This window comes from Microcoleus sp. Pol1C5 (assembly GCF_036701115.1).
In the GTDB taxonomy this organism is placed as follows: domain Bacteria; phylum Cyanobacteriota; class Cyanobacteriia; order Cyanobacteriales; family Microcoleaceae; genus Microcoleus.
In genome coordinates this window covers 14,863-34,417 of record NZ_JAUBQE010000051.1, presented here as the reverse complement: position 1 = coordinate 34,417, position 19,555 = coordinate 14,863, and the positions used below count along the sequence as shown (strand labels likewise).

Below are 19,555 nucleotides of genomic sequence, written 5' to 3'. Positions count from 1 at the left end.
GAAGGAACCGCAGAGGCGCAGAGGAAGAGAAGAGAAAGAGCTAACAACTGATTCACCGATTGCAGATCGATGTGGGTGGGTGAGGCAATGACTTAATTTAATCGCCGGACCCCACCCACCACACAATAAATTTACTTAAAAATAGCCAGCGGTTAGCTCATTTCTAGCATTCGCTGGATGGGCTGCAAGGCTGCTAGTTGAATATCTAAGGGCATGGTAATTTCAGGGGTTTGATTTTTTAGGGATAGATACAATTTTTCCAAGGTATTTAATCTCATGTGCGGGCATTCGTTGCAAGCGCAGTTATTATTGGTTGAAGGAGCGGGAATGAATCGTTTGTGCGGAGCTTGCTTTTCCATTTGGTGAATGATTCCCGGTTCAGTCGCGACAATAAAAGCTTGGCTGGAACTAGCTTTAGAATATTTGAGCAAAGCGGTGGTGGAGCCGATGTAATTCGCGTGGCGCAGCACGGGAGGTTCGCATTCTGGGTGGGCAATTATTTCGGCTTCGGGATTTTCGATTTTGAGTTGAACTATCTTTTTTTCTGAGAAGTTTTCGTGGACGATGCAAGCTCCTTGCCAGATCTCCATGTCTCTTCCGGTTTGTTCCATGACGTACCGGCCGAGATTGCGATCGGGCCCAAAAATTATCGGCTGATTTTCAGGAATTTGGTTGACAATTTTAACCGCGTTAGAACTGGTGCAAATTATATCGCTCATTGCCTTAATTGCGGCGGTACAATTAATGTAAGAAATTACCAAATGTCCTGGTCGAGCCGCTTTGAAAGCTGCAAAGGCTTCGGGAGGGCAACTGTCGGCGAGGGAACATCCAGCATTTAAGTCTGGCAACAATACTAATTTGTCGGGATTGAGAATTTTTGCGGTTTCGGCCATGAAATGAACTCCGGCAAAAACTATGACATCGGCGCTGGTGTTGGCGGCTTTGCGGGCAAGTTCTAGGGAGTCGCCAATGAAGTCTGCGATGTCTTGAATGTCGGAGTCTTGGTAATAGTGGGCGAGTATGACGGCGTTTAACTCTTGTTTGAGGGCGTTAATGGCTGCAAACAAGTCGTGGGGCAGTCGGGTTTGAGTAAAGTTCGGAGCAGGTGCGGTGGTAAACACAGTTAGAATATTCCGGGGAAGGTGGCGAAGACAGCTAAAGTGTATTTTGAATTATAGTTGAATTCACCAAAAAGTGCTGGCTGTTCAGTGGAGCCAATCTAAAATCTCAAATCTCAACTCTAAAATAGGCTGGGGGAGAGTGCAAAAATTGGTCGCTGTTTCTTATGCTGAGTAAGAAGGGGCTAGGGATCGATCGCAGATGACAAATCACATGAATAAAGCTAAATCTATCAAAATTGCGGTGGTGGGGGACGTTCACGATAGCTGGGAACCTGAAGACGGCGAGGCCCTGAAGCATCTGGGCGTTGATTTGGTGCTGTTTGTGGGGGATTTTGGCAATGAGTCGGTGGAGGTGGTGCGGGCGATCGCCCAATTGGATATTCCGAAAGCAGCGGTGTTTGGGAACCACGACGCTTGGTACACGGCCACCGACTGGGGCCGCAGTCAGTGTCCTTACGATCGCACTCAAGAAAATTGGGTACAACAGCAGTTAGATTTAATGGGAGAAGCTCACGTCGGTTACGGGAAGCGTGATTTTCCCGAATTGGGCATAACTGTGGTGGGCAGCCGCCCGTTTACTTGGGGGGGCTCGGAGTGGAAGTACGGGGATTTTTACTCGGAGTGGTTTGGGGTAGAAAGTTTTGAGGAGTCGGCGCGGCGGATAGCAAGGGCTGCGGCGGATGCCGATTGCGAAAATGTGATTTTTTTGGGTCACACGGGCCCGACGGGGTTAGGAGAGGCTCCTGAAGACCCCTGCGGGCGAGATTGGAAGCCGCTGGGCGGGGATTGGGGCGACCCGGATTTTGCGGAGGCGATCGATCGAACTCGCAGTTCTGGGAAGCACATACCTCTGGTAACTTTTGGTCATATGCACCACAAACTGCGGCACACGAAGCACGAGCTGCGGAAGTCGCTGGAGGTGAGTGCGGAGGGTACGGTGTATTTGAATGCCGCCAGCGTACCGCGGATTGTGGAGAGAGAGTGCTCGAAACTGCGAAATTTCTCGATCGTCCTGCTGGAAAATGGAGCAGTGTCGGAAGTGTCTCTGGTTTGGCTGGGGGCAGATTTCGCGGTGGCCTTAGAACAAATTCTTTATCGGAGCGCTGAATCTGCGGCTATTTGTAGTTAGAGACAATTGCTGGTATGATAAAATGAATGCGCCCGGAGAGGTGGCAGAGTGGTCGAATGCGCCTGACTTGAAATCAGGTGAACCGCAAGGTTCCGTGGGTTCAAATCCCACCCTCTCCGTTTTTGAGAACTAGCAAAAAGAACTGGCAAAAAAAACACCCCCGCAGGGGTGCTGTTGCTTACCAGGTAATTTTTCTAGCTAACTGACTTAACTAAACCCTTCCTCATCCGCCGGGTCGCCGTAGGGGTCTTCGCTCGCGGGGATCACATTGCCAAACATTCCAGCATCCGCTACGTAGTCTGCGGGGTCGCCGTAGGGGTCTTCGCTGGCCGGACTCACGTTGCCGAACTGTCCGTAGTCGGTACCGGCGTAGTCTGCGGGGTCGCCGTAGGGGTCTTCGCTGGCCGGGGTCAGGTTGCCGTACTCTCCGTAGTCTGCGGGGTCGCCGTAGGGGTCTTGGCTGGCTGGAGTCACGTTGCCGTACTCTCCGTCAGCCGGGTCGCCGTAGGGGTCTTGGCTGGCTGGAGTCACGTTGCCGTACTGTCCGGGATTTGAGGGATCTTCGTAATAACCGTCAGGATCGACTTGCTCGCCGTCTGGTCCGACGATCGCATCTTTTAACTTCCGCAAAAATCCGTCTACCATGATAAAGTTCCTCTTTTTTATGTTGTGAAAAACTGCTGTTTTAGATTGGGAATCCGAGATTTAATTGAAAGTCACGGAACCTGCAATCTAAAATCTCAAATGGTTAGGCTACTGTGCCGGAACAGGAGCTGTAGCTTCCGGCAAGGTAGTAAGGTCTCGACCGGTAGTTTGGTTGTTGTACCCCTGGAATTCGCGGTAACGCGCTGCTTCGGACTCCGGAACTTTAATTCCTTCAGGCGGGGGCGTTACCCAGACCGCGCGATTCTGGGCATCGCGGTAGTAAACGCGACCGTTTTTGGAAAGGTAATGTTTTCCCTGCGGCCCCTTTTCTTGTTTATTTTTGTACTGATTGTAGATGTAGTAAAGGGCGGCTGCTCCTGCTAAAGTAATCCCTACTTTTTGAGCATTGCTCAGTCCTTTTTTCGCTTGTGGGGAAGGAGTGGGGCGGCGATTAGTTTGCACTCCTCCAGCGCGAGTGTTGTCAACAGGAGGCGGGGGAGCGGAATTTTGCTCGCTAGAACCGCAAGCACTCACAAAGGGAAAGGTCAGCAGCGTTGTCAGCAGCAGAGCCATGAAGCGCGATCTTTTGGGTTCGGGTTTGATTGTGTTCATTGCCGCTCCGAATTGTCTGGATTATAGGTAGGGTGTGTTCTGGCGAGGTTGAGGAACCTGAGCTGCTGCCAACAGTTTTTAGAGTAAATTAATTTCTCGAAGCAATTTTGACCAAAGTAGTTGCTGAGAATTTATCAACAGCGCAGGTACGGTATTGCGTTTCTATTTAATCATGGTGTAATCTCTCGATGATTTACTCATTCTAGGGATATAAATAAAGTTTCTTTTATTTCAGTCTGGAGGTATATGCAAATGCGCCCCTTCTGCTAACAATAAATTCGGTTTGTGGACTGCTAAGGAGACGGACAGGACGAGTGCGAAGCTCAAAGCAGCACTGGGGAGGGAAAGCAGGCGGGAGGTTTAAGTTTGGCGGTGTTGAATCGCGCCGAACTGCTTGTCAGAGATGCCTGCAATTTTGTTGTAGAAATTCTGGAGAGGTCGATCGCACTATTGTAGAAATCTATTAACAGCCAGAGAAAGCCCCCGAAGCTTTTCGGATATTTATGAAATTAAATAATTTATTTACTGCTGGATTGTCCATCGCAGTTGTATTTAGTGCGGTCAAATATCTAACTTTTTCAAGTCAACAAAAGCAAGTCAAGGAATTGCTGCAAACCAAACAGTGTCCCGAATGTAATTTCAGCAATGCCAACCTAAAAGGATTAGACTTGCAAGGAGTCAACTTGCAGGGAGCTAACCTAGAAGGTGCTAACTTATCAGGAGCAAAATTGGCTAATGCCAACCTCAAAAATGCCAACTTAAATAGAGCCAACCTCACGGGAGCTGATTTGGGTTGTGCCGGCATCACTTTCAACCTTGAGGCTAATGAAAAAGAAGCAAATATGGATTTTAATGTCACCGCTGTTCCACAACAGAATAACCCAGAAAATTCAGTAGTTGGTTTCAAAATGAAAGCAACGGATAGAGGAGCGACAATGCGTTTCAATCTCATGGGGTGCGCTGACTTCTCGAATGCTAGCTTGCAAGAAGCTCAAATGCCAAATGGCACAATTCATCCTTAGTAAGACTAGCAAATAATCTTTAAATCGATTAAATCGAAAGAAAACCGCCGCCTGTCAGTCAGGCGACGGTTTTTTTCAGCAACTAACTGCACGCTTAAAATTAGTGAGCAGAACCGTTGCCGTGATACTTGTCAGTATCGTAGAATCCGTTTTTTGTGCCGAAGAACAGACAGCAAACGGTGAAAACTGCTGTCAAGACTGCTAAAACTAACTTAACGTCCATAATTTACCTGCTGTTGTTGAGTGAGTGCAAATACTCAGATTGTAGAATCTTTTTGGCTGGCGCGGCCATCTACCAGCGTAGCGCCAGATTTGCTGGGCTGTACTCTGGTGCGGCAATTTCCGGACGGCGAGACAATTCGGGGAATGATTGTCGAAACCGAAGCTTACGGCCCTAGAGACCCCGCTTGTCATGCTTACCGACAGCGAACTCCTCGCAATGAGGTGATGTTCGGGCCTGCGGGTATGAGCTACGTTTACTTAATCTACGGGATGTATCACTGTTTTAATGTTGTGACCGATGTAGAGGGAGTTGCTAGTGCTGTGCTGATTCGAGCTTTGCAGGTAGATGCGGTTCTCAAGGGGTACGGTGGAATTCCCGAGAAGAAGCGATCGCGCCTCGCCGCCGGGCCTGGGAAACTGTGTAAGGTACTGCAGATCGATCGAACTTTAAGCGGTTTTTTCTTGGGTGCAGGCCAACCGCTGCGGTTGGAACACCGGAGCGAGCACTTTCAGCAAGCTGTGGAGGAGGGTACAATAAATTTTGTGCAAACTACGCGGATCGGGATTTCTCAAGGAATTGATTTGCCTTGGCGGTGGTATGTAGGGAACTCTACGGCTGTGTCACAACTCTAGTAATGTCAAAGGTATCAGTGTAAATTTTGTCGCTTATCTTAGTGAAATTATGGCTTACTCTTCTGAAAATCCGATCGTACAACTCAAAAAATGCCTGACGCTGGCTCAGGATGTTGGTAGTCACACCGAAGCCAATCGGGCTTTCCAACAATTGTGTGGGATTATAGATGCTGAAAACCCAATGGCGGCGCAACTTTTGGAGATGCTGTGGGAAGAGGCAATTATGGCGAGGCGATCGGCTTTATTTTGGCAGCAAATGAGCGATGTTGAGAAAGATATGGCTAATAGAATGATGGAAAATATGACGCAGATGCGGCAAAATTATTTGCGGTTGATGCAGGAAATGTAGACAGTAATTGGTAAGTCCGTGTTTGTAGTGAGGACTTTAGTCCTCTCTTTATCAATAAAATTTTCTAGATGTAGGGTGCGTCAGCGCTGATATTTGAGGAGGCTCAAACAGTTTGTTTCCTGGGCACCCTACAATAAATTCTGCTACTTCATTAAAGCAGCGCCGCGGTTGTAAAGTTCGCGCGCGTAATCAGTCCAAGTTCCCTGTCCCCAATAGCGGAAACAGCTTGTTTGCACCAACAAATTGTAAAGCAAAGCTTGCTGGTATTCAAACTGCTTGGTAACTGAAGCATCTTGCTGCAACAGCGGGTCGTATTTTTTGTGGAATGCTGCGCTGAGTAGATTCATCGGTTCCAAGACATTTTCGTAACCTTTCACCCAACTCAAATCGTTAGTCCAAGAAGCACCATCCATGTGAAAATTATGGTCTGTTTGCTTGAGTTGGGCGATCGCACTTTCCACTTTTTCCGGCGTCGCATTATCAGTATCGACTAGCTGCCAGATTTTATGCTGGTTAACCCCTTGACAAATCGGATAATCATCAGGATTAACCCCCGCCGCTTCAATTATCTCTAAATATTCAGTGCCGTTTAAACCAACAACGCCGGATTTCCCTCCGCCTTGTTCGCGGTTTTCGTGCCAAGCTTTGACAAAGGCGCTGGGAAATTCATTCATCATGACGCCGCCATTTTCGCCATCGGCAATCTGAGTAACTAAAGAAGGAACTGTGACATTGCCAATTTGCTGTTTATTGCGTCCTTTGGCTTCGTAATACGGCTGCATTTGACCGACCAATTTCGTATCTGAACCTTGGGTTTTAATCAAAGCAGTGATGCTGATTGTTTCCCCGTGAGAATTGCGGGCAACTAAACGGTTGGGAATATATTTTTGGTCTTGCGACAATCCCGAACCGTCTAGATTTTCTACAGAATGTTCCTGCACCATCAGCCAGCGGTAGCCGCATTCTTTCAAAGCTTTGATGTATTCGTACAGTGTATCTGGGTGATTGGGAAAGTGCATTTCTGGGGGCGAAAAACCTTTAACGCGCTTCAGGGCATCTATGCCAAAAATGGCGGCAAAATGATGTTGCCATGCTTGAATTTGAAGTTTTATGTCGGGAATGGGAGTTGAGGGAATGACCGCGTGACTCCACATTGTCCCCAGCCATTCTACGTGGGGTTGATATTGAGGATCACAGGTAATCCGCTTGAGATTATCAAAGATATCGTCGCGTCCCATTTGTCGCAATCCCCACAATAAATTGCCCGAATAGTCGAGCATAATTCGCGGGTTGCAGCCTTCGGCAATCAGTTGGGGAATGAATTCTCCCATGCGAGAATAGCACCAAGCAAAGACTGCGGCGTTGTGGTTGTCTCCTTGGTTGGGATGTTCAAACATATTCTGGAGATTGCTGATCAGTTCGCCGTTTGCACCCGCAGGAATTGTCGGTTGGTGCATATGCAGGGCGCAGGCGAATCCGGCTTGAATATTTTCCAAGCGCAGATTTGTGGTAGGTAGAAAGACAGGTTCCTTGCTATTGGCTGCGGCACTGATTTCTGCTTCGGAGCCGCAAATATTGGGCAATCCTGAGTTGAGTTCTTGTAAAATGGGTAAATTGGGAGATTGTGCGATCGCAGGCATAAATTTTTCTCAACAATTGTGGAGGGGCGCTGTCTGCTATTGCTAATATAGCTTGATAATTTAACAGTAGCAGAGGATGTCTGCAAAAGAGAAATTTCACCGGATAAGTCCGGGATCGCGGAATCTCCAAATCACGGGTCAAATGTTTAACACATTTCAAGTAAGTAGGCGAGGTAAATTATGAAATACGAAATCAAGGTTTTGGAACCAACGGATTTGTGGTACATCCAAAATAACATCAATCCTGAAACCAATAAGTTTTACCATCCCACTAAGAATATTCCCCTTGTTCAGCAAGCGGAAATTAACTTGAATAATTCGGGAGTTATCATTCAAAAAGGTGCGCTGCATTGGTGTATGGGTAAATTAACTTCCGGTGTTTATAAAACGGATAACCGTTTGAAAGATATGTGGGTATCTTTGACAACGGAAATGGACTACAACGCTCCCGTATATCAAGGGACTGGTACTGTGAAACTGGAACCGAGACAAAAAGGGCATTTTCTGCATTATACGCAGATCGAGCTTTCGGATGCAGAGCAGTGGGAGTTTGATGACGGTATATTTCAGTTTTGTTCGGACAATGTAGTTATCGGTGCTAAAAAACTGAAATTCCGACAAGTGGCTGCTTCTAATGACGGTAGGTGGAGAATTGCTGTTACAGCTTTGCGCGAGCAAAAAGCTACTGTTGTAGCAGCTACAAATTCACCGGGTAAGATTGTCGAACTCAGACAAGGTGAAACTTTGATAGCTGATTGCGATTTGGTTAAAGGATATACCAAGGGGATTGAAGAAGATTATCGAAAATTAGGTCATTTTGGCAAAGGGGGTGGAGAGGGTTATGTTTGGTATTATCAGGGGAAAGGTAAATTATTAGTATGTGAAAATGATGCTATGGGTTTGGGTTGAGTTGTTTCATTTTTAAAGTAGAGGTTGCTGGAGCATGGCTCGCGGAATTTTATTGGCTAAATATACTAAAAAAATTACGCGAAACTATAGACGCTAGCATAAAAAATCTGGCAAGATTATTTTCAGGGTGCAGTTGGATCGAACTGAGATTTTACACCTCTACTTGGCGGATATTTTATGAATGTAACAAAACTGCTCCTACAGCAGGCGACGCTTAATGTGCTTGTTGCTTTAACAATGGTTCAACCTGGATTGGCAGCGATGCTCGCTGATTCATCATCGGGGGAACCGAATTTGCTGCCACAGGTACTCGCCTACGATCCCCCCGCGCGCGGCGCACCGGGCGATCGCAAAGACGCAGGCAGCCGCGATCCTCACAACTTCTTAGCTTTGATTCCCGCTACAAATTTAGGGTTGACAGCGATCGCACATCCAACTTTTTGGCTGTACTTGCCGGCTTCATTGCCTGATGACATTTCCTTTGAGTTCGTCCTGCGGGACGAACAGCAAGAGGAAGTTTTCCGAACAGTTTTTGAGCTAAAAAAAGCAGCGGGAATTGTGAGTTTTTCTTTGCCGCAAAATTCCCCTCCTCTGGAAATTGGCAAGAAGTATCAATGGTGCTTTTTGTGCGGGAATATCTCCCGCCACGGGTGGGTTGAGCGGGTGGCAATGAAACCCGAAATTTTGGTTCAGCTAGAAACAGCATCTCTAAGGGAGCGCGTTTTTTTGCTTGCTAAACACGGTTTGTGGTACGAAACTCTCACAGAATTAGTTGCACTACGCGGTAAACTGTTGAGCCAATTACAGGCAGCTACTTTAGAGGAGAGGCTGCTAATTTATGCTGAAAATGATTTGCGGTATGAAGCGCTAGCAGAACTATCTGGATTTGAAAAAATATCATCTCTGGCGACTTTGGATGCTGACTGGGAGGCTTTATTGCAGCATCCCTTTGTGCGCCTGCACGGGATAGTTTCACCACCGTAATACGCAAGATGCCTGTTCCACAAAGAGTAAGTTTTTTTGTGGGCTGTTGCTGCTAGCCCGCCCATCAGGAACAGGCAAGATGCCTGTTCCACAAAAATGAAGTCAACTAAGCGATGAAATACCCCATATTAAGCGTTTACAATACTTTCAATACAGAGCCGAGCGCCCGTTGGTCATTTGATGAAGCAGGCAACTTGGCGAGCGATCGCCCCGAACTCCCTCCGGCACGCCTAATTGACAGCGTTTGCCGTGATACTGAGCCCTTCATATCGTTTCCGAGTGATTCGGAATCCTATATCTATATCCACAAAGAGTCCCTAACACATCATACCGATGGAACTATCACAAACGGGCCGCAGGAAAGTTTGCTGCTGAGTGGAGGTTGCGTTACTTTCCCAGTCACTCCTTTACTGGAGATAGGCAAAGAAGACTTTTCTATTTGTGCGTGGATTCGCACGGAAGCTGTCGATACTATTAATAAGCGGATTAAATACTACGACCCTTGCGGTATTGTCCAGATTATCGATCAGCGGATTAAAAACTCCGGCCCTTTGCGGGGCTGGTCTTTCTTTATTGATAGAGGCAGAATTAACCTTCAAATAGCAGATGGGAGGATTTCGGTAAACTATTATGACGACCGCCAAGAAAAAGAGCTTCCGTCTTTGCCAGTTGTTAACGATAGCGAATGGCATCACGTTGCGGTTGTCGTGGATCGCGATCGACCGGATGGAGGGCGCTGGTATGTCGATGGCAAGGAAGTAGGTTTCCCGTTCAACCCAACATATCAACCGGGTTCTATCAGCAATAGAAGCCCCTTAACTATGGGTGGCCAATCAGACGATTTTGGGCACAGTTTTCAGGGCAATATAGGAGATGTTCGACTCTACAAACAGGCGCTATCGCCAGCAGATGTGATGTTGATTTACCGATCGATTCAGTCTCCTATTAGTAAGCAAATTAGGGAGATTTCATCTAGTGGAAGTCTAGTTAGGGTCATAGCACCAAAACTCAAGTACGCACCTTATAAAATTAGGAGAATTACAGAAAGCCAGTACGAATTCCGCTCCGCACCTTCCTTCTTAGATAGTGCTAAAAGTTTGCTGGACACATACTCGCAGACGCTCGTATACTATCAGCAGTCGCTAAATATTCATAGAGACACCGGCAACCGCTACGGAGAAGCGAACTCTCTGAACAATATAGGCAATTTTTACCGTTTGCGGGGGGAATACTCGCAAGCAATTGACTATCACCAGCAGTCGCTAAATATTCAGCGAGACATTGGCAACCGCAGTGGGGAAGCTGATTCTTTAAACGCTTTAGGCAATATTTACGATGCTTTGGGGGAATATGTGCAAGCAATTGAGTGCCACCAGCAATGCCTAAATATTCAGGGAGAAATCGGCAATCCTCACGGAGAAGCTAGTTCCTGGCGCGATTTGGGGAGTGCATATTATTCCCTGGGCGAATACCAGCGGGCGATCGAGTGCCAGCAGCAGTCCCTAGATATGGCGCGAAAAATCAACTCTCAGCATAGAGAAGCGAACTCCTTGAGCGCTTTGGGCCTTACATACATTGCCCTAGGGCAACATCAACAGGCGATCGAATGCTCTCAAGAGTCCCTTACTCTGGCGCAGAAAATCAACAACCGTTATGGGGAAGCCTATTCGTTGGTTACTCTGGGCAATGCTTACAGTAATTTGGGGAATTACTGGCGGGCGATCGAATACTACCAGCAGTCTTTAGATATTCAACAGGAAATGGGCGATCTCTCTGGGCAAGTGGCTTCCTGGCGAAATCTGGGCAATGCTTACCGCTGTTTGGGGCAGTGCCAGCGGGCGATCAAATATAGCCTGAAGAGTTTAGAAATCGCGCGTGGGCTCGGCGAACACGCCTCAGAAGGGGCAACTCTCAACAATTTAGGACTGGCTTTATTTGACTGTGGACAGTTTGCAGAAGCTGAAACATTCCTCCGCAGGGCGATTCAAATTTGGGAATCACTTCGGGGAAGATTGGGCAAAAACGATAACTTTAAAGTATCTATTTTTGAAACCCAAGCAGCAACTTACCGCCACCTGGAAAAAGCCCTCCTCGCCCAGAAAAAAACAGAACAGGCGCTGGAAATTTCGGAGCAGGGGCGGGCGCGGGCTTTTGTGGAGTTACTGGGTGTTCGGTTATCTGCCAAGTTAAATGCGATACCCGATATTAAGCCGCCTACGATCGAGCAAATTAAACAAATTGCTAAAGCACAAAATGCAACTTTTGTAGAATATTCGATTTCTTTTTTAGAAAAACTTTTTATTTGGGTAATTAAGCCGACGGGTAAAATTGCATTTCGCCAAGTTGACCTCAACTATCAACATACTCCGCTCAAAGAGCTGGTTGCCGACTCTCGCGAGTTGATCGGCATCAGAAATCGCGACTTCAATCCCACCCTAAAATTTGACCCAGGCGATTTAGTTAAACTCCACGACGATGCCCCTAATTGGGAACCTTGGCAAGTCATATCTGTTGATGAAAGTCACAGCATTCTATCGCTCTGGCAATCCAGTTTTCCCGAAGGATTGACTATTCCCCGACCTGCAATTGATGTAATAGCTAAAGTGCAATCAAGCCTCACCAATCACCCGCGCTTGCAAAAACTCCATCAACTGCTAATTGAACCGATTGCTGATTTGTTGCCGACAAATCCCGAAGCTCGAATTATCTTTATTCCTCAAGGCGAACTGTTTTTCGTTCCCTTTCCTGCCCTGCAAGATGCTGCGGGTAACTTCTTAATTGAAGAACATACTATTCTAACTGCTCCTTCGATTCAAATTCTGGAATTAACCAGCCAAAAAAGACAAGAGATTTCTTATTTAGTTGGGGACATTTTAGTAGTAGGAAATCCCACTATGCCCGAAGTTGCTCTAGTACCGGGAAAACCCCCGCAGCAGTTATCTGCTTTGCCGCATTCAGAAACCGAAGCTAACGCGATCGCCCAATTGTTCCAAACTCAAGCCCTGACTGGCAAATCCGCTACCAAAGCCGCTGTACTTCAGCGCTTGCCAAACGCCCGCATCGTCCATTTTGCCACCCACGGATTGCTCGATAACATTCGCGGGCTCGGCAGTGCGATCGCCCTTGCACCCGATCGCACCGATAGCGGTTTGCTGACTGCTGAGGAAATTTTGAACTTGCACCTCAACGCGGATCTGGTAGTTTTGAGTGCGTGCAATACCGGCATGGGGCGGATTACCGGCGACGGCGTTATCGGTTTGTCTCGCGCTTTAATTTCGGCTGGTACGCCCAGTGTGATTGTGTCTTTGTGGGCCGTGCCGGATGCTCCTACAGCCGATTTGATGGTGAAATTTTATCAAAATCTCGATCGAACGGGCAACAAAGCTCAAGCCTTGCGAAACGCCATGCTGGAGACAATGCAGCAGCATCCAAATCCCAGAGATTGGGCGGCTTTCACACTGATCGGCGAAACATAATTGATTAAATTTTGTAAAAAATTGCCAAAACAGCGAAAAAATTAGTTTTTTCGCTGAAAGCTCCACATAAACTCGATCGCGCCAGGAGCGATAAGTCATGTGTCGATTTAATTTCTTCAAAAAAGTCACGCTTGCAATTGAAATCCCGGCAACCACGGGGGGATTGCCCCTACTGCACAAACTTTAGTCCACTCCTAGCGGACTAAACAATAAAGACTGTTTTCATACACTTGCTCGCTTTCCTAACTTTGCACCCTTAACAATAAAGTCAAAGATTATGACAATATCTGCCGATGGAAAAGCCAAAATTCTGGTTGTAGAGGACGACGCCCCCATTCGCACTCTCATCTATCGCTTTCTGAATCAAACATATCAAGTACAATTTGCCGCCGACGGCCAAACTGCTCTCGAAATTTTTGAAGAATTTAACCCAGTCCTTGTCATTTTGGATTGGAACTTGCCCGATATTACTGGCTATAAACTTTGCCAAGAAATGCAGAAGCGCACAAATGTTTTAGTCGCGATTCTCAGTAGCCGCACCGCCCAAGAAGATCGAATTAAAATCCTGAAAGCAGGTGCCGATGATTTTATGTGCAAACCGTTCTCTCTTGAAGAATTGGCAGTTAGAGTAGAAGTCTTGTTGAGGCGGTCGAGATCCGTCAACCCGCCGAACCTTGTCTTCGGCCAATTAGCGATCAATTTAGTGAGTAGGGAGGTGAGATTCAAGGAGCAAATTCTAACGCTAACAGCCTTAGAATTTGAAATATTGTGTTTTTTGGCAACTCATTCAGGTAAAGCTTGCAGCCGCCAACAGCTAATCGAAAAAGTTTGGGGGTGGAAATCCAATTATGGATCAGAAGAGCGAGTGGTGGACGTGCATATCGGCCAAATTCGCAGGAAAATGGCTAAAGTTGATGCCGCTGTTCCGAATTTTATTCAAACTGTTCGGGGATACGGTTATACTTTCGCTCCGATCGCTCGCAGGGACAGGGTAGTTGGTAATTGAACAATCATCATAATTATGACTGGTTCCTAGGTAGAGCGCGCGAACCAGTTAATTCGCTATTGTCCCACCCCTAATCCCCTTTTTAAAGGGAGTAGGGGTTGAGTAGGGGGCAAGCTAAGGGGGCATCTACGAGTAAAGAAAACACGCCTTATAGAGAATCGAGGGGCTAATCAAAAGACAGCATACTTACTCGATTTTCTAAAGTGTGAACCATTAACAAGAGAGCCAAACATTATGACGATATCTACCGAGCAAAATTCCAAAATTATGGTTGTAGAGAATGACGCCCCCGTCCGTAATTTCATCGACGGCTATCTGAATGAGACATATCAAGTACAATCTGCTGCCGACGGAAAAACAGCTTTAGAAATCTTTGAGGAATTCAACCCAGTCCTCGTAATCTTGGATGGGAATTTGCCCGATAATATCGGCGTTAAACTTTGCGAAGAAATGCAGAAACGGAAGAATGTTTTTTTACTCGTGATTTTCAGCAGCGTTACAGGCGGAGAAGCTCGAATTAAAATCATAAAAGCAGGTGTTGATGATTTTATCGGCCAACCGTTCAGTCTTGAGGACTTGGCAGTCAGAATAGAAACCTTGTTGAGGGAGATGAAAACCGTCACTCCGCGCAATCTTGTCTTCGGTGAACTAGGGATCGATTTAATGAGTAGGGAGGTGAGATTGAAAGAGAAAACTTTAGCTCTGACGGCCTTAGAATTTCAACTCTTGTATTTTTTGGCAACTTATCCAGGTAAAGCTTGGAGCCGCCAACAGCTAATCGAAAAAGTTTGGGGATGGAAATGCAATGATGCACGAGACGAGCAAGTGGTGGACGTGTATATCCGTATGATTCGCAGGAAACTGGCTAAAGTCGATTCGGCTGTTCCGAATTTTATTCAAGCTACTCACGGATACGGTTACACTTTCGCTCCGATCGATCGCAATAACAAGGTAAGTAGGTAAGCGGGATTAAACACAGCTATGTAACTGTATGTAAACAGGCTAACTTAGCCACGCTTACGGCATTTGAATACTTTACAATCGTTTACATAATTGTGTTTTACAGCGCCTACCTACTTAGCCTCATTTTTGGAATAAAAGGGTGAGATAAATGAAAATAATCCAGCAAACAGCAAGTGAATTAATAATTCAGACTCAAAGCATATTTGATTTTTGGCTCCCTAGTTGTTTATTCATGGCAGTTGGACTGATATCGCTGACTTTTGACTATCATGCAGCAACCCTAAGCTGCCAGCGATTGCAGGCAAAACAAGGAAATTGCCAGATTGTGCGATCGAATTTACTGGGGTCGAACATCAAAGAAATTGAGCTTGCTTCTTTGCAGGGAGCTAAAGTTGAAAGATGCGGCTATAAAACCAGAGTTGTACTTTTGACTTCTGTTGGCAATGTTCCTTTCACTGCTAACTCCACTAATTGGGGAACCCAAGACGCTGTGGCTTCTGACATAAATTTTTTTGTTAAAAATGCCAAAGATCGCTTGCTGCGCTTAAGCCAAGACGATCGCTGGTTGGGATGGACAGGAGGAATATTTTTGCTCGCAGGAATCGCAGCGATCGTCTTGAGAAATAATGAAACTTACAGCTTCGATGAAACTTTAAACACCTTGACTGTTAAACAGCGGGGTTTGTTGGCACGTAAACTAATGGAATACTCTCTGGGCGAGATTTATGGCGTGGAAGTCGATCGAACAAAAGATCGCGATCGTGACATTTGGTACGAAGTTAGACTGTTAGTTTGTGGAGGCTCTCGCATCTCCCTACCCCGCACGATGAACCCATACCAGCAAGCAAAAATCGCTAAAGCGATTAACAACTATCTCCACCAGCACAAATAACCAAAAATAGCCGATCGCGATCGCGAGCATCTCACTTTTGCCGCCAAGCTAGAAATTCGAGTTGGGAGCCAGGAGCTAGGAGGAAAGAGGAAGAAGGAAGGAGCCAGAAGAAGTGTTTTTACAAATATGAGATGCTCCCTCGCGATCGACGCGATTTCTCAAGGTTGCGGACTTACGCAGAGACCGGGTTTTTCACCAAAATCTCTTCTAAGTCGGCGCCAAAAAACGCCCCTATGTAAAGGAGGGCAAAATCTCCAAATGCTCTCTACTGGCTAACTTAAACCTGTTTACATAGTGTTACATTATTCGGTTTAATCTTGCTTACCTACTTAGTTTCTAAATGAATAGCCTGGGGAGCGTGAAGCATTTGGGCATAAAATCAAAGGTGGGAAACAGGAATTGTCGCCCAAATGCTCGACCTCTACATCTCTCGAATGGCTTGAGATTATTTGTTGGCGATGTCATCTAACGATTGCCAATTGATATTGTCATTTCGGCCGAAAAGTAAAAACGATCGCAATTATACCCGCTGCTACCATTGCCAAAGCTGAGGGTACCAAAGGCACCCACCAGCCCCCGATTAGCAAAAACCAGCAAACCCCGCACAAAATCCCCACAGATGCGATCGCCCCCGACACCACGTGCAGCCTGCGTCGGCTGACAATCGCGATCGCGCTACCAACTGCTGCCCAACCCACAATCCACAGCACTTGGGTCCATTCAGGAGCAATTTGCAGCAGCGGGCGCCGATCCAAAACAGCGCTGATAATTTGACTCGACATTTGCGCTTGAATTAATACCCCCGGCATTTTCTGGGAAGGCGATTCTCCCGCACTGTAGGGCGTCAAAAAATAATCTGGATTGGAAATCGGCGCCGTCACGCCAATAAAGATAATTCTGTCTTTTATCAAATTGGGATTAACTTTTTGTTCTAACAGTTCGGCCAGCATAACTCGGTGAACAAAATTTTTTGGTTGTCGGTAATTGAGTATTATTTGAAAACCGCGATCGTCCAAGTTGTGATAAGCGCCTGTACTGCCGTGAATCGGTGCAAAAACTGCATTGCCCAGCCTTATCTTATCTCTAGGAAGAGATTCCGGTTGGATGCCTTTTGCTGCTAGGTAATGGAGGGCAGCCCTCGCGCTCAAAGAGTGCTCTGTAGTACAAGGATCGCTGCTGTGCGGCTGCATAAACAGCAAGTGGCGGCGGAGAATGCCGTCGGGATCTGCCACCACATCGCTGAACCCGAGGCGTTCTTTTGGCAGTGCGGGCGGCGGTTTGATGCCGTATTTGTTGGGTTTGCCGGTTTCTTTGACGCTGCACAAACCAATTAAATTTCGATCGCCCTGAAAGCGAGCGGATAATGCTGCATAACCGGGTTGTAAAGGGCGATCGCGGAAGATATCCAGGGCGATCGTTTGCGCCCCATACTGTGCCAATTTTCCCACTGCTTTTGCGATCGTCGCATCCGGCAGTGGAAAGCCGTATTTGTTGATATCCATTTCCGTGGCTTCCACCACCAGCAAACGCGAGTCTGAGCTTTCAGCAGGACGCAGCCGCATCAGTTGGTCAAAAGCTTGCAATTCCCATATCTGGAGCAAGCCCAGCGATCGCGCTCCCATGACAGAAACAGCAGCAGTTGCGATCGCCAACAACCCGATCTGAAAGTGGCGCAGCCGAGATAAAGATGGCGGATTGCTGACAGTTTCCGGCTCAGCTTTGTGCAGCAACTCTTGCCAAGTTGGCGGCTGGGATGCCGGATTTTGACAAATTATCGGCAGCCAATCCGCGCCGGGAATTTCTGACTCTAATTCTGCCAATCTTTGCCTCGCGAGACGCACTGCCACATACAAAGATTCCCCAGTGCAAAAAGCTTGGATAAAATACTTTAAAAAATCTTGGGCAGCTCGATCGCACACCGGTTCCCGCATGACGATCGTTTGCGGGATGCCCAAATCTTCAAGCTGTCGCGCTATTCCCAATCCATCGCAGGAATTCAAAATGGCTAACTGCAAGCCGCTGCTAACCGCTAGCTTGAAACCGTGTTTCAGTTCTTCTACTGTTAAACTCTCAGTTTGATTAATATAAAATTTACCCGATCGGCCGTCGCTGCGGGTGGAACTGTGTCCTGCAAAAAATAAGATATCCCAGCTTTTTTCCCAAAGCTGATCGCCGATTTGGCGGCGACTTGGTTCTACTAAAAAAGTAACTTCTGCGGAGGGCAATCCTGCAAGTATAATTCGATCTTGCTCAATATCAATTTTTTGACTGTTCCCCAAAATTGCTAAAATTTTTACGCTGCCTTGAGCGGGATTTCTGTTGGCTATAGCCGGTTTTTTATAAGTTGCGGGGCTCAAAGCAATTTCGGCTTTCGGGTAGCGCTCAAAAATATCCCAACAGTACCAAGGCAGCCGCCGCAAATCGATGTCGTCAGTTTTGATTAAAAATCGAATCGTGTCCGACGGCATTAATTGTTCGAGCAATGTTTCTTTGAGTTTGCGAAACGGTTCGGAGTTGAGCCAGCTATTGATTTGCTGGCTTAACTGTTCCCGCAACAAGCGGCATTTGGACAACTGTTCTGCACGAGAGCCCATAATGCTAATTTCGATCGGCTTAATGCGAAAATCTCCCAAACTGCGGTAGGTTGACTGCCAGCGATCGTAGTGTTCCGCTATTTCTGGTTTCGGAGGCAGGAAGGCTTGGATTTCCACTGCGGGGCGAGCTCCTTCCGCGCCGATTTCCAGAGAAACTCGCACCCCTTTTATCAAGTTATCATCTAGCTTCAAAACAATTAATTTCGGCATGGCTAACAACTGATAAGCCGAGGCGCATCTAAATTTTACAGTCACGGCGCGAGTAAATTCTTGCGGGCTGGGCATCCTGCCCGCCCGAAAGTTTCAATTTCCATGCTCAACAACTTATGGCAAGCGAGCCGCTTTAGGCGGCAAAATTCTCTGCAAAACAGAGTTCTTTCAGTTTTACCACAACGCTAAAACATTCTCCGCGATCGGCGGCAAATTCTAGAGTCATGTAGCCGTTACCGCTGCCGGCGCAAGCTTCCATGACAGTTTTTCCCTCGTCGTCGGTGACTTTCAGAGTCAGATTGAGCGGCAAGCTGTCTGCCCCGCCGGCGGGATGCACCTGTACTTTAATATTAGTTTCAGTATCGGTTGTTGGTTCGATCGCCACCAGCAAAGCTACCGCTGGGGTTGGTTCTATTACACCCCTCCAGAAATTAGGTTTTTCTTGAAAAGCATCGATGGTTGCGGATGCTTTTTCCGAGGTATCTGCTGTCAGATGGATTATCTTGCCCCGCACGACTGCGCTGCTGTAACGAAAAACTAAATGAGGTTCTTTTGGCACTAAAATATCTTCTATAGACTGCCAACCAGCCTCAAAAATACTGTGCAGCCACTGGCGCAGTTGTACAGTTTTTTTGCGGCGTTCCAGACAATCCAAATGTTGGATAAGTTTGTCAAAACTTTGCAATTTTTCAATCGCTAAGTCTCCAGCTCTTGCAGTTTTCATAAATCCCACTAAAGTAGCTTGTTGTCGCTTTATATCGATTTCAACTGCTACTAAACCAATGCGGTCGTCCGGTATTTCCAGCGGAATGTAACAAAACTTGCCCGACTTCAGAGGTCGGCATTCCAAATGACCTAGGTGAGTTAATTTCAAGTCTGCTGCATCGGTGTAAAGGCGCATAGCCGCGTTCCAACTGTCGCTGGCATTCAAGTCTGTGGGAATGTCCATCATTTCCATGTAATCTTTCACTGCACATACAGCTAAAGTGTTGAAATAAACTTGCTCTTTTTTTTCCGGGGATGTCACTCCGTCAAGATTTGAAAACTTCTGTGCCACTTGCAGGGCGGCGGCTGTAATGGGCAGGGTAATAGATTTTTCTCTGATATTTTCGGTGCTGTTATTCATCACGGTTTTCCTGTTTGACAGA

17 protein-coding genes and 1 tRNA gene are annotated in these 19,555 nt (G+C 46.8%); 11 read left to right on the top strand and 7 right to left on the bottom strand.

Features of this window, described 5'->3' with window-relative positions; all coding sequences use genetic code 11:
• Positions 1-152 precede the first annotated feature (152 nt).
• Positions 153-1,121 carry a quinolinate synthase NadA gene (gene nadA, locus QUA23_RS24275; RefSeq protein WP_333074694.1) on the bottom strand — a complete coding sequence of 323 codons (969 nt, stop codon included), beginning with the start codon at positions 1,119-1,121 and terminating at the stop codon, positions 153-155.
• A gap of 211 nt (positions 1,122-1,332) precedes the next feature.
• On the opposite strand from nadA, the gene QUA23_RS24270 reads away from it, so the two are divergent.
• Both QUA23_RS24270 and QUA23_RS24265 read left to right on the top strand, forming a co-directional pair.
• Positions 1,333-2,250, top strand: a complete 918-nt coding sequence (locus QUA23_RS24270) for a TIGR04168 family protein (protein WP_333074692.1) — start codon at positions 1,333-1,335, stop codon at positions 2,248-2,250.
• Positions 2,251-2,284: 34 nt separating this feature from the next.
• Positions 2,285-2,369: transfer RNA gene (locus tag QUA23_RS24265), tRNA-Ser, on the top strand.
• Between the two features lie 88 nt (positions 2,370-2,457).
• Here the strand turns inward: QUA23_RS24265 and QUA23_RS24260 are convergent.
• Together QUA23_RS24260 and QUA23_RS24255 are read right to left on the bottom strand one after the other, a co-directional pair.
• Entirely contained in the window at positions 2,458-2,895 is a 438-nt protein-coding gene (locus QUA23_RS24260; protein WP_333074690.1) for a translation initiation factor, read from the bottom strand.
• Positions 2,896-3,003: 108 nt separating this feature from the next.
• Positions 3,004-3,507 (bottom strand): hypothetical protein, encoded by a 504-nt coding sequence (locus QUA23_RS24255; RefSeq protein ID WP_333074689.1) that lies wholly within the window; start codon positions 3,505-3,507, stop codon positions 3,004-3,006.
• Positions 3,508-4,010: 503 nt separating this feature from the next.
• Between QUA23_RS24255 and QUA23_RS24250 the strand changes: the two genes are divergently transcribed.
• On the top strand, positions 4,011-4,529 hold the full coding sequence (locus QUA23_RS24250) for a pentapeptide repeat-containing protein (RefSeq protein WP_333074687.1): 519 nt from the start codon (positions 4,011-4,013) through the stop codon (positions 4,527-4,529).
• Positions 4,530-4,629: 100 nt separating this feature from the next.
• Here the strand turns inward: QUA23_RS24250 and QUA23_RS24245 are convergent, their stop codons facing one another.
• Positions 4,630-4,752 (bottom strand): hypothetical protein, encoded by a 123-nt coding sequence (locus QUA23_RS24245; RefSeq protein ID WP_006633228.1) that lies wholly within the window; start codon positions 4,750-4,752, stop codon positions 4,630-4,632.
• A gap of 20 nt (positions 4,753-4,772) precedes the next feature.
• Here QUA23_RS24245 and QUA23_RS24240 point away from each other — a divergent pair, with 20 nt between their 5' ends.
• Together QUA23_RS24240 and QUA23_RS24235 are read left to right on the top strand one after the other, a co-directional pair.
• Positions 4,773-5,384 (top strand): DNA-3-methyladenine glycosylase, encoded by a 612-nt coding sequence (locus QUA23_RS24240; protein WP_333074685.1) that lies wholly within the window; start codon positions 4,773-4,775, stop codon positions 5,382-5,384.
• Positions 5,385-5,433: 49 nt separating this feature from the next.
• Positions 5,434-5,733: a hypothetical protein gene (locus tag QUA23_RS24235; RefSeq protein WP_333050161.1), complete on the top strand. Its 300-nt coding sequence runs from the start codon at positions 5,434-5,436 to the stop codon at positions 5,731-5,733.
• A gap of 143 nt (positions 5,734-5,876) precedes the next feature.
• Here QUA23_RS24235 and QUA23_RS24230 read toward each other — a convergent pair whose 3' ends face one another.
• Positions 5,877-7,373 carry a glycosyl hydrolase family 57 gene (locus QUA23_RS24230; RefSeq protein ID WP_333074684.1) on the bottom strand — a complete coding sequence of 499 codons (1,497 nt, stop codon included), beginning with the start codon at positions 7,371-7,373 and terminating at the stop codon, positions 5,877-5,879.
• Between the two features lie 180 nt (positions 7,374-7,553).
• Between QUA23_RS24230 and QUA23_RS24225 the strand changes: the two genes are divergently transcribed.
• From QUA23_RS24225 to QUA23_RS24200, 6 genes are all read left to right on the top strand, one after another.
• The gene (locus QUA23_RS24225; protein ID WP_333074682.1) at positions 7,554-8,282 is read left to right on the top strand and encodes an AIM24 family protein; all 729 of its coding nucleotides are present in this window, start codon (positions 7,554-7,556) and stop codon (positions 8,280-8,282) included.
• 177 nt (positions 8,283-8,459) lie between these two features.
• Positions 8,460-9,266, top strand: a complete 807-nt coding sequence (locus QUA23_RS24220; RefSeq protein ID WP_333074681.1) for a DUF928 domain-containing protein — start codon at positions 8,460-8,462, stop codon at positions 9,264-9,266.
• A 113-nt stretch (positions 9,267-9,379) separates the two neighbouring features.
• Positions 9,380-12,742: a CHAT domain-containing protein gene (locus QUA23_RS24215; protein WP_333074679.1), complete on the top strand. Its 3,363-nt coding sequence runs from the start codon at positions 9,380-9,382 to the stop codon at positions 12,740-12,742.
• Positions 12,743-13,019: 277 nt separating this feature from the next.
• On the top strand, positions 13,020-13,748 hold the full coding sequence (locus tag QUA23_RS24210; protein WP_333074677.1) for a response regulator transcription factor: 729 nt from the start codon (positions 13,020-13,022) through the stop codon (positions 13,746-13,748).
• A gap of 234 nt (positions 13,749-13,982) precedes the next feature.
• The gene (locus tag QUA23_RS24205) at positions 13,983-14,711 is read left to right on the top strand and encodes a response regulator transcription factor (RefSeq protein ID WP_333074675.1); all 729 of its coding nucleotides are present in this window, start codon (positions 13,983-13,985) and stop codon (positions 14,709-14,711) included.
• 148 nt (positions 14,712-14,859) lie between these two features.
• Positions 14,860-15,603, top strand: a complete 744-nt coding sequence (locus QUA23_RS24200) for a hypothetical protein (RefSeq protein ID WP_333074673.1) — start codon at positions 14,860-14,862, stop codon at positions 15,601-15,603.
• A 488-nt stretch (positions 15,604-16,091) separates the two neighbouring features.
• On the opposite strand, the gene QUA23_RS24195 is transcribed toward QUA23_RS24200, so the two are convergent.
• Complete coding sequence (locus QUA23_RS24195) at positions 16,092-18,482, bottom strand: CHASE2 domain-containing protein (RefSeq protein ID WP_333074671.1); 2,391 nt, start codon at positions 18,480-18,482, stop codon at positions 16,092-16,094.
• 58 nt (positions 18,483-18,540) lie between these two features.
• The gene (locus QUA23_RS24190; RefSeq protein WP_333074669.1) at positions 18,541-19,533 is read right to left on the bottom strand and encodes a DUF1822 family protein; all 993 of its coding nucleotides are present in this window, start codon (positions 19,531-19,533) and stop codon (positions 18,541-18,543) included.
• Positions 19,534-19,555: the final 22 nt, after the last annotated feature.

Excerpts from the sequence above, each read along its gene's own strand:
- QUA23_RS24190 (WP_333074669.1), bottom strand. The coding sequence starts at position 19,533 with ATGAATAACAGCACCGAAAATATCAGAGAAAAATCTATTACCCTGCCC.
- QUA23_RS24250 (WP_333074687.1), top strand. The coding sequence starts at position 4,011 with ATGAAATTAAATAATTTATTTACTGCTGGATTGTCCATCGCAGTTGTA.
- QUA23_RS24215 (WP_333074679.1), top strand. The coding sequence starts at position 9,380 with ATGAAATACCCCATATTAAGCGTTTACAATACTTTCAATACAGAGCCG.
- QUA23_RS24200 (WP_333074673.1), top strand. The coding sequence starts at position 14,860 with ATGAAAATAATCCAGCAAACAGCAAGTGAATTAATAATTCAGACTCAA.
- QUA23_RS24260 (WP_333074690.1), bottom strand. The coding sequence starts at position 2,895 with ATGGTAGACGGATTTTTGCGGAAGTTAAAAGATGCGATCGTCGGACCA.
- QUA23_RS24220 (WP_333074681.1), top strand. The coding sequence starts at position 8,460 with ATGAATGTAACAAAACTGCTCCTACAGCAGGCGACGCTTAATGTGCTT.
- QUA23_RS24245 (WP_006633228.1), bottom strand. The coding sequence starts at position 4,752 with ATGGACGTTAAGTTAGTTTTAGCAGTCTTGACAGCAGTTTTCACCGTT.
- QUA23_RS24210 (WP_333074677.1), top strand. The coding sequence starts at position 13,020 with ATGACAATATCTGCCGATGGAAAAGCCAAAATTCTGGTTGTAGAGGAC.
- QUA23_RS24270 (WP_333074692.1), top strand. The coding sequence starts at position 1,333 with ATGAATAAAGCTAAATCTATCAAAATTGCGGTGGTGGGGGACGTTCAC.
- QUA23_RS24225 (WP_333074682.1), top strand. The coding sequence starts at position 7,554 with ATGAAATACGAAATCAAGGTTTTGGAACCAACGGATTTGTGGTACATC.
- QUA23_RS24205 (WP_333074675.1), top strand. The coding sequence starts at position 13,983 with ATGACGATATCTACCGAGCAAAATTCCAAAATTATGGTTGTAGAGAAT.
- QUA23_RS24255 (WP_333074689.1), bottom strand. The coding sequence starts at position 3,507 with ATGAACACAATCAAACCCGAACCCAAAAGATCGCGCTTCATGGCTCTG.
- QUA23_RS24230 (WP_333074684.1), bottom strand. The coding sequence starts at position 7,373 with ATGCCTGCGATCGCACAATCTCCCAATTTACCCATTTTACAAGAACTC.
- QUA23_RS24195 (WP_333074671.1), bottom strand. The coding sequence starts at position 18,482 with ATGCCCAGCCCGCAAGAATTTACTCGCGCCGTGACTGTAAAATTTAGA.
- QUA23_RS24235 (WP_333050161.1), top strand. The coding sequence starts at position 5,434 with ATGGCTTACTCTTCTGAAAATCCGATCGTACAACTCAAAAAATGCCTG.